The sequence below is a fragment of the Microcystis sp. LE19-10.1B genome (assembly GCF_027530565.1).
GTDB lineage: Bacteria > Cyanobacteriota > Cyanobacteriia > Cyanobacteriales > Microcystaceae > Microcystis > Microcystis aeruginosa.
Genome location: NZ_JAPZQM010000429.1, coordinates 1 through 7,297 on the forward strand (window position 1 = coordinate 1; position 7,297 = coordinate 7,297).

The window sequence follows — 7,297 nt, forward strand, 5'->3', positions numbered from 1 at the left end:
TAATAAATCCCATCTGACGGGGACATCAGCTGATAAACCCAGCTTTTCCACTAGGGTTTTTAATTGTTTTTGGCGACGCGGATCACTTAAGGACATGGGAGCGGGGGAGTTGGGGTGTGGGGTGTGGGGTGTAGGGTGTGGGGTGTAGGGTGTGGGGTGTGGGGTGAAGGCTTACTTCTGCTTGACAATAGTATTGTTAGGCGTTAGGATTCGAGCGTGGTGGACTACCACTAAAATTAGCTAAATGCAATGAACAGCAACCGTTTGCCAAATATCCATCCCGGTGAAATCCTCAAGTTAGATTTTCTGGAACCGCTCAATATTACCCCCTACAGACTGAGTAAAGATTTAAGCGTAGCTCAAACTCGTATCGGTGAGATTTTAGCGGGTAAGCGTAGTATCACTGCGGACACAGCTTTGCGTCTGTCACGATATTTCGGTAACAGTCCTCAGTTTTGGCTGAATCTTCAAACAGACTACGATCTCCGTCAAGCTCAGGCAAAGAATGCCGAAGTTTATAACCAAATTCCTATTACTCCATTTACAGATGTAGCTTAGGGGCCTAATTTTATCTGGGGGGGGGGACGGGATTAGTGGGGACGGTGGGACTGGGAGAAGCGGCAGGAATGGGGGGATTTTCGGGTTTACGGACTTGGGGAACGGGTAACAGATAGAAAAGTAGGGCGCAAGCGACAAGACTGCCTAATCCTGCCAAAAAAGGTACTGTTCGACCGGCCGCCGATTCATTCACCTTATGGTAGCGACGGGAAACTGGCTGTAATTTCAGGGTTAGGTCAGGTAAAGTGCGAGTATCGGCAAAAAATTGGTCAATCGCTTCTATTAAATCGAATAACTGCACGGTACTGATTTCTATCTTCACCGGACTTTCCGGGATATTCAAGTCCGTTGATGGATACCAAACCAGACGATGGAGATTATGGTCAATCTTTTCTAGGTACACATGATCTGGTTCATGGACGGGGTCTTGGGGATGACGAACACCACTCAAAAATTCTTGGGCATACTGACTGACCGCTTGGACCAAATTTTCCAAGAAAACCCGACCACCTTGCAGGACTTTATTGGCCCCGATTAACCGACATTCTACGTTAGTCAAAATTGAGAGTAAAGGTCGGCTATCACCGGGGTTAGCTGGGGCGAAATCATCGCCGAAACCATCGAGAATCAGGGTACAATTGGGCAAGCTATACTGTCTTCTCATTTCTACACGATCTCCCCATCAAATAAACTAATCCAAAACCGCTGCATTCCCGTCGTACCAGTACAAAATAATAACTGATCGAGAAGGGATAAAGCCAGTTCATTTAAAGCATTTTCATCGGCTAGATAAACCGATACTTTGGCCCGGCGGGGGTTCATGCGACTGCGAAAATTGGAGCGAAATCGTTCTAGATATTCTGATAAAAGAAAATTATTATCCACGGGTAAACCCTTTGATTCCATCTGTTGCCGCGCTAACAGTAATTGTCGGATGGATATAGCTAGGGGTTTGGCCCGATAACTGGCAATGATAACTAAAGCTTTTGCTTGGTCAAGGGTGAGACGGTCGAGGGTGTAGGAAATTCGCCAGGGATTAGTACAGCGTAAGCGCCAGAAAATAATCCGGTTTCTGACAATTTTATCGAGTCCTAGTTCTTTACAGAGGGCTAACAGGGCCTCCCCGGCACCGACTTCTAAGGATTCCAACGCTAATAGCATTAAATCGATATGCTGTTGGAGATGTAGGGCGCATTGCTGACTGGCAATCGGAAAATCGGGTAAAACGCTTAAAATAACCGGTTTTTCTGGGGCTGATGTTGTAGATTCGGGCGTTAGGCTAGTAGAGGTCATGATATAGGAGAACTAAAACACAAGGGCGATCGAGTCAGGGTATTGTAAATTGTATTGTATAGATAGCTGTCCCCCATTTTACGAGACACGGAAACCGAATGGATCTGAAATCACTGATTCGCGATATTCCCGACTTTCCCAAACCGGGTATTGTCTTCCGCGATATTACTACCCTACTCAATCATCCCCAAGGATTACGTTACACGATCGATACCCTAACGGCAAAGTGTCGCGATTACGGTTTATCCCCCGATTACATTGTCGGTATGGAATCCAGGGGTTTTCTCTTTGGTGTTCCTTTAGCATACCAATTAGAAGCGGGATTTATTCCCGTCCGGAAACCGGGCAAATTACCCGCCGCCGTTCATAGTATCGAGTATGATTTGGAATACGGAAGCGATAGCCTCGAAATTCATCAAGACGCGGTGGCATCCCATCATAAAGTCTTAATTGTCGATGATTTAATCGCGACGGGAGGGACGGCGAAAGCAACGGCCGATTTATTAGAAAAAATTGGTTGCGAGGTGTTAGGATTTGCCTTTATCATCGAGTTAATCGACCTCGGTGGTCGGGAAAAATTACCCGATTTACCGATTATTACCCTCATCGATTATTAGGTTTTTTTTAAGTACCTAAGCAGAATTAATTACACATTTCGCTAACACTCTGGCAAGAGTGCCTATCTCAAAAATGCCAATTAATTCTGCGCGACTATTTATCTCCTGACTCCTGAATTGGAGTCCCCACTAGGAAATTAACTTGGCACGATTACTTATGACGGCGACCGATGATAATTATAAGGCTGCAACCGCTCGATCGAGTGCTAATGGGTTACAATCTCTCCTAACTAGCGAAACTTTTTTATATATTGTCAAGCGTGTTCTCCAGGGTTTATTAACCCTGTTGTTGGCCTCGGCTTTGAGTTTCGCTATTATCCAATTAACCCCCGGCGGTTTTCTGGCTTTGCTTGACCTTAATCCCAAGATTAGTCAGGAAACTAAAGAACAATATATTGCCCTTTTTGGTTTAAAAGACCCGCCGATTGTCCAGTATTTTAAATGGTTGTGGCAAGTGGTAACTCAGTTTAATTTTGGTCTGAGTTTTACCTATTTTCGTCCCGTGTCTTCCCTATTATTAGAGAGAATTCCAGCGACGTTATTAATGTCTTTGACTTCCATCATTTTAACCTGGGCGATTGCAATTCCCTTGGGCATTCTCAGCGCCGTCAAACAAAACCAATTTATCGATAAATTTTTCCGAGTTATCAGTTATATTGGTCAAGGGTTCCCCAGTTTTATCACTGCCCTTTTACTGCTAATTCTCGCCCAAAATGTCTCGCCGCTTTTACCAGTGGGTGATATGACCAGTATTAACTATTCTGAATATTCCCCTATCGGTAAAGTTTTAGATATCGCTTGGCACATGATTTTACCAACTATTGCCCTGACAGTTACCAGTTTTGCGGGATTACAAAGATTGATGCGGGGACAATTATTAGATGTTCTGCGACAGGATTATATTCAAACCGCGAGGGCGAAAGGTTTACCGGAAAATAAAGTTATCTATGTCCACGCTTTACGCAATGCTATTAATCCCCTGATAACTCTTTTGGGCTTTGAATTTTCTAGTTTGTTAAGTGGGGCATTTATCGCCGAATTTTTCTTTAATTGGCCAGGATTAGGTCGCTTAATTTTGCAAGCTGTGACGGCTAAAGATTTATATTTAGTTATGGGCAGTTTAATGATGGGTGCTACTATGTTGATTATCGGTAATCTCCTGGCTGATTTACTTCTCAAAGCTGTAGATCCTAGGATTAAATTGGAGGATTTAAAGTAGGGTGATAGGGAAATTTCAGCTAAATTTCCCACTACCCAACGGGTGCATCTCACATTTGCAGAAATAGGGACAATAAGCAATTATCAGTGACCCTTAAATTATTACAGATGTATCAGCAGCTGCGTGTAAGCATCCCACCGAAAAACTAATGCGCGGGGGGTTTGGGGGCGGCGCCACGCTCCCAACGGGGGGTTTGGGGGGTAGAACCCCCCAAAAGCTTGGATTGAGTGATAAAATCGGAAGTAATGCCCGATCTTAGCCGAGAGTTTCCCCGTCAAAATCCCAATTGGTAGATTTACAAAAATGAGATGCAGCCTCGGTCGTCGGTCGTCAGGAGAATTAAGAATGAATAATAATCAATTAAGGGGTATTAAGTAAGGATTGTTAAATGGCATTAACAGTGCTATCTTTTCCCTGATTAATGTTTACTGATAAACCGGTAGGCGTGGCTTTAATTCCCAGCCATAAACTGCTAAAAATTCCTTTAATTTATCGGGGTGTAAATGGAGGTAATCGGGATTAACTTCATCGATAATGCCAATACCGCCTAAATCCCGCGCTCCTGCCGCTAAACAATCCAAGAGAAAAAGAGGATCGGGTACTAAATTCGGGGGAATTTGAATGACAATATCTGGGGGCAAAATTTCCCTGGCTTGCCTAACCAGATCGGGTAATTTTTGCAGATCAAAAGGATTATTTTGCCACTGTTCTCTTTTGCCCGGATTGTAGGGTTGTAGGATCACTTCTTGAATATGTCCCCAACGTTGATGAATAGTGGCAATAGTTTCTAAGGTTACTAAGCGATCGCATTCTGTTTCACCAATTCCTAATAATAAACCCGTGGTAAAAGGAATTCCTAATTCTCCCGCCCATTGTAACTGCTCTAAGCGCAGGGATGGCACTTTACTAGGGGCATGACGATGGACAGTATTTAATAAAGTCACCGTCATTTGTTCTAACATTATGCCCATAGATAGATTGACATTTTTCAGTTTTTCCATCTCGGCAAAAGTTAAAATCCCCGCATTGGTATGGGGATAAAAACCCATATTTAAAGCCAATGCTGCTAAATTATAAATATGCCGAAACCATGACTCTCGATTGGCTGCTAAAGGATGAACTTCGCCGCTAAGAATTAAAATTTCCGTAATTTCCGAACCCTGCAAAGCAGTTAAAATCTCTTTTGCCTTGTCTAAACTTAACCAGCCATCAGTGCCTAAATCCCTGCGAAAATTACAATAACTGCAACGATTGAAACACTCGTAGGTAGGTACAAGGGTATGAGAGGGACTATAGGTGACAATTCTTGACATTTTTTTCGGAATTGGAGTTCATTACGAGCATTCAAGGGCGATAAAATTTGCTATCGTGGGGAGAATTGCTGTTTTATTCACTTAAAAACACCCTCCCTTTTCGCTTCCTCCTATGATTTTCGATCCTGCCAGTCTTCCCTCCCATCGTCAAACGATTCGCCCGATTAGCGCCACGGCCCTGCACGGAATTGTATTTCAAGATAACAAATTAATCGCTATCGACGCAAAAAACGGCTATTTATACCAAATTGCCCTCGATACTGGTCATACAACTGTACTTAATTCCCATCGCTGGCAAGAATTCGTCGGGACGACGGGATTGGCCATCGATGATCAAAATAACCTCTGGTTTACTACCCGCGAAAATCTCTACTGCTGCACTCTCGAAGATTTTACCCCGAAATTTTTTACCCGTCTTCCCTACACCGCTAACGGAGTCGCCGTAACTGGTAACACAATTTATGTCACTTGTCAACGTTCTGGACAAATCTTTATATTTGATCGCCAATCGGGACAGGAAATTACTCGTTTGTACGCGCCTGGTATCGGCATCGAAAATATCACCATTCGCGGGGAAGAACTTTGGTTAACGGATACCCTAGAACAAACGGTTTACTGTCTTGATCGCGCCACGGGAGAACAGCTTTTTAGCATGATAACTCCTTTTGAATCGCCGACGGGATTAGCATTTTATCGCGATGCGAACAGTGGCAAGGATATCCTATATGTGGCCTATGCTTTCCAAGAACCCTTTATCCGCGATAATCCCAATTCCGAACAGGTTTACGAACTTAGTTATCGTCCGCGTACTTTTGTCCATCCTCTATATTTTCACTACGATCCCGCTAAAAAATACGCCCTTTCTAACGGTTATCTGATTGAATTATCCTACGTCGAGGAATTGGAACCTCTATATAATATCGAACTAAAAGATGTGGAATGGCGCATCGCTTTACCCTTAGAAACACCACGGCAAAAAATTCGCAGCGTCGAAGCGGTGGGATTGCCTTTTATTGAAGAAATTCAAGACGGGCAGCGGGTGGCAGTATTTAAGTTCGAGCAAATAACCGGCAAACAACGTCATATTTTTGGGTGGAAAGTAGTCTTAGAAGTATGGGGAATTAAATACCAAATTACTCCCCAAGATTGCGAAGATTTACCCCCCTTACCCGCCGATTTTCCCGATCGCTATTTGATCGATAATGATGATCTGGCCATGAATACAGAAATTATCCTCAATGCTGCCGAAGAAGCGATCGGTCGGGAAACCAATCTCCTCAGAAAAGTTTATAGTATTCGTAACTACGTCTATGATCAGCTTTCCTACGGCATCAAACCCAACATCGACACCCCCGATATTGCCCTGCGGCGCGGAGTGGGTTCCTGTGGCGAATATGTGGGTTTATTATTGGCTTTGTGTCGTCTCAATGGTATTGCCTGTCGCACGGTAGGACGCTATAAATGCCCACCCCATCCCCTCGAACGTAATTTACCCCTCGAACCAGATTACAATCACGTCTGGATGGAATTTTATCTCCCCTCTATCGGTTGGGTTCCCATGGAGTCCAATCCCGATGATATCTTTGAAGGTGGTCCCTATCCCAATCGTTTCTTTATGGGTTTAGCTTGGTATCACACGGAAATTGCCAAAGATATCCCCTTTGAACGAATGCTCAGTGAAGGACAACCGGTGTTAAAAACCCAAGTTCCCATCGGCGATTTAGCGATTAATCACGTTCAATTCGTCATTCTTGAGGAATTAGCCCCAAAAGACTAGAATTCTGAGCCATCATCTAGGATGCCCATTTCTCTATCTCTTTCTTCTTTGAGTTCTTTGACCATTTGCAAACCCGCACCCACACAGAAGCCCAGGGCTGCCCCGGCACCGGCAAAATAACGTCCATAGATGATTTGATAGTTATAGGGATTTTTATAGTTGACTTGGCTGGGATTGCGTTCAATGCGGCTAATGCCATAACCGATACCTGCCCCGACTAAAGCGGTAACAAGGCCTGAAAATAGAACTAGACGAAAGTTCATGATCTTATCTCCCGATGGACTCTGACTTTAGATTATCGCTGAAAATTAGTTCCTGGCAAGCGATCGCAATAATTCGTTAAGTAGTCGTGCCAAATTAATTTCCCTTGAGATGTGTAATTAGGGTTTGCTGAATAAATCTAAAAACCTTGTTGGATAGGGTTTTTAGACTTGTTTTCCCTCAAAAAGTGCCGACCTTTGGAGTGATTGGGGGGAAAATTCAGGTACTTTTTCCCTGAAAATTAGGTAATTGACCCCCT

At 43.8% G+C, this 7,297-nt stretch carries 8 protein-coding genes and 1 pseudogene; 4 read left to right on the plus strand and 5 right to left on the minus strand.

All coding sequences use genetic code 11. The features are described 5' to 3' along the window. A pseudogene (locus O9332_RS28110) lies at positions 1 to 96 on the minus strand (ribonuclease III); the annotation flags it as partial. A gap of 153 nt (positions 97 to 249) precedes the next feature. Between O9332_RS28110 and O9332_RS15590 the strand changes: the two are divergent. After that, entirely contained in the window at positions 250 to 558 is a 309-nt protein-coding gene (locus tag O9332_RS15590; RefSeq protein ID WP_288026321.1) for a HigA family addiction module antitoxin, read from the plus strand. A 10-nt stretch (positions 559 to 568) separates the two neighbouring features. On the opposite strand, the gene O9332_RS15595 is transcribed toward O9332_RS15590, so the two are convergent. Then, entirely contained in the window at positions 569 to 1,222 is a 654-nt protein-coding gene (locus tag O9332_RS15595; RefSeq protein WP_288026323.1) for a DUF4335 domain-containing protein, read from the minus strand. A gap of 2 nt (positions 1,223 to 1,224) precedes the next feature. Beyond that, positions 1,225 to 1,851: a DUF3038 domain-containing protein gene (locus O9332_RS15600; protein WP_288026325.1), complete on the minus strand. Its 627-nt coding sequence runs from the start codon at positions 1,849 to 1,851 to the stop codon at positions 1,225 to 1,227. A 98-nt stretch (positions 1,852 to 1,949) separates the two neighbouring features. Here O9332_RS15600 and O9332_RS15605 point away from each other — a divergent pair, with 98 nt between their 5' ends. Together O9332_RS15605 and O9332_RS15610 are read left to right on the plus strand one after the other, a co-directional pair. Beyond that, complete coding sequence (locus O9332_RS15605; protein ID WP_002737799.1) at positions 1,950 to 2,468, plus strand: adenine phosphoribosyltransferase; 519 nt, start codon at positions 1,950 to 1,952, stop codon at positions 2,466 to 2,468. Positions 2,469 to 2,625: 157 nt separating this feature from the next. After that, positions 2,626 to 3,687 (plus strand): ABC transporter permease, encoded by a 1,062-nt coding sequence (locus tag O9332_RS15610; protein ID WP_002759538.1) that lies wholly within the window; start codon positions 2,626 to 2,628, stop codon positions 3,685 to 3,687. Between the two features lie 425 nt (positions 3,688 to 4,112). Here O9332_RS15610 and cofG read toward each other — a convergent pair whose 3' ends face one another. Then, positions 4,113 to 5,000 (minus strand): 7,8-didemethyl-8-hydroxy-5-deazariboflavin synthase subunit CofG, encoded by an 888-nt coding sequence (gene cofG, locus O9332_RS15615; RefSeq protein ID WP_288026327.1) that lies wholly within the window; start codon positions 4,998 to 5,000, stop codon positions 4,113 to 4,115. Between the two features lie 112 nt (positions 5,001 to 5,112). On the opposite strand from cofG, the gene O9332_RS15620 reads away from it, so the two are divergent. Further along, on the plus strand, positions 5,113 to 6,777 hold the full coding sequence (locus tag O9332_RS15620; protein ID WP_288026329.1) for a transglutaminase domain-containing protein: 1,665 nt from the start codon (positions 5,113 to 5,115) through the stop codon (positions 6,775 to 6,777). On the opposite strand, the gene O9332_RS15625 is transcribed toward O9332_RS15620, so the two are convergent. After that, complete coding sequence (locus O9332_RS15625; RefSeq protein ID WP_002763196.1) at positions 6,774 to 7,040, minus strand: hypothetical protein; 267 nt, start codon at positions 7,038 to 7,040, stop codon at positions 6,774 to 6,776. The genes O9332_RS15620 and O9332_RS15625 overlap by 4 nt on opposite strands. Between the last annotated feature and the right edge of the window lie 257 nt (positions 7,041 to 7,297).

What these genes read in the sequence shown, in the direction of transcription:
- O9332_RS15605 (WP_002737799.1), top strand. Translation starts at nt 1,950, where the DNA reads ATGGATCTGAAATCACTGATTCGCGATATTCCCGACTTTCCCAAACCG.
- O9332_RS15610 (WP_002759538.1), top strand. Translation starts at nt 2,626, where the DNA reads ATGACGGCGACCGATGATAATTATAAGGCTGCAACCGCTCGATCGAGT.
- O9332_RS15600 (WP_288026325.1), bottom strand. Translation starts at nt 1,851, where the DNA reads ATGACCTCTACTAGCCTAACGCCCGAATCTACAACATCAGCCCCAGAA.
- O9332_RS15595 (WP_288026323.1), bottom strand. Translation starts at nt 1,222, where the DNA reads ATGAGAAGACAGTATAGCTTGCCCAATTGTACCCTGATTCTCGATGGT.
- cofG (WP_288026327.1), bottom strand. Translation starts at nt 5,000, where the DNA reads ATGTCAAGAATTGTCACCTATAGTCCCTCTCATACCCTTGTACCTACC.
- O9332_RS15620 (WP_288026329.1), top strand. Translation starts at nt 5,113, where the DNA reads ATGATTTTCGATCCTGCCAGTCTTCCCTCCCATCGTCAAACGATTCGC.
- O9332_RS15625 (WP_002763196.1), bottom strand. Translation starts at nt 7,040, where the DNA reads ATGAACTTTCGTCTAGTTCTATTTTCAGGCCTTGTTACCGCTTTAGTC.
- O9332_RS15590 (WP_288026321.1), top strand. Translation starts at nt 250, where the DNA reads ATGAACAGCAACCGTTTGCCAAATATCCATCCCGGTGAAATCCTCAAG.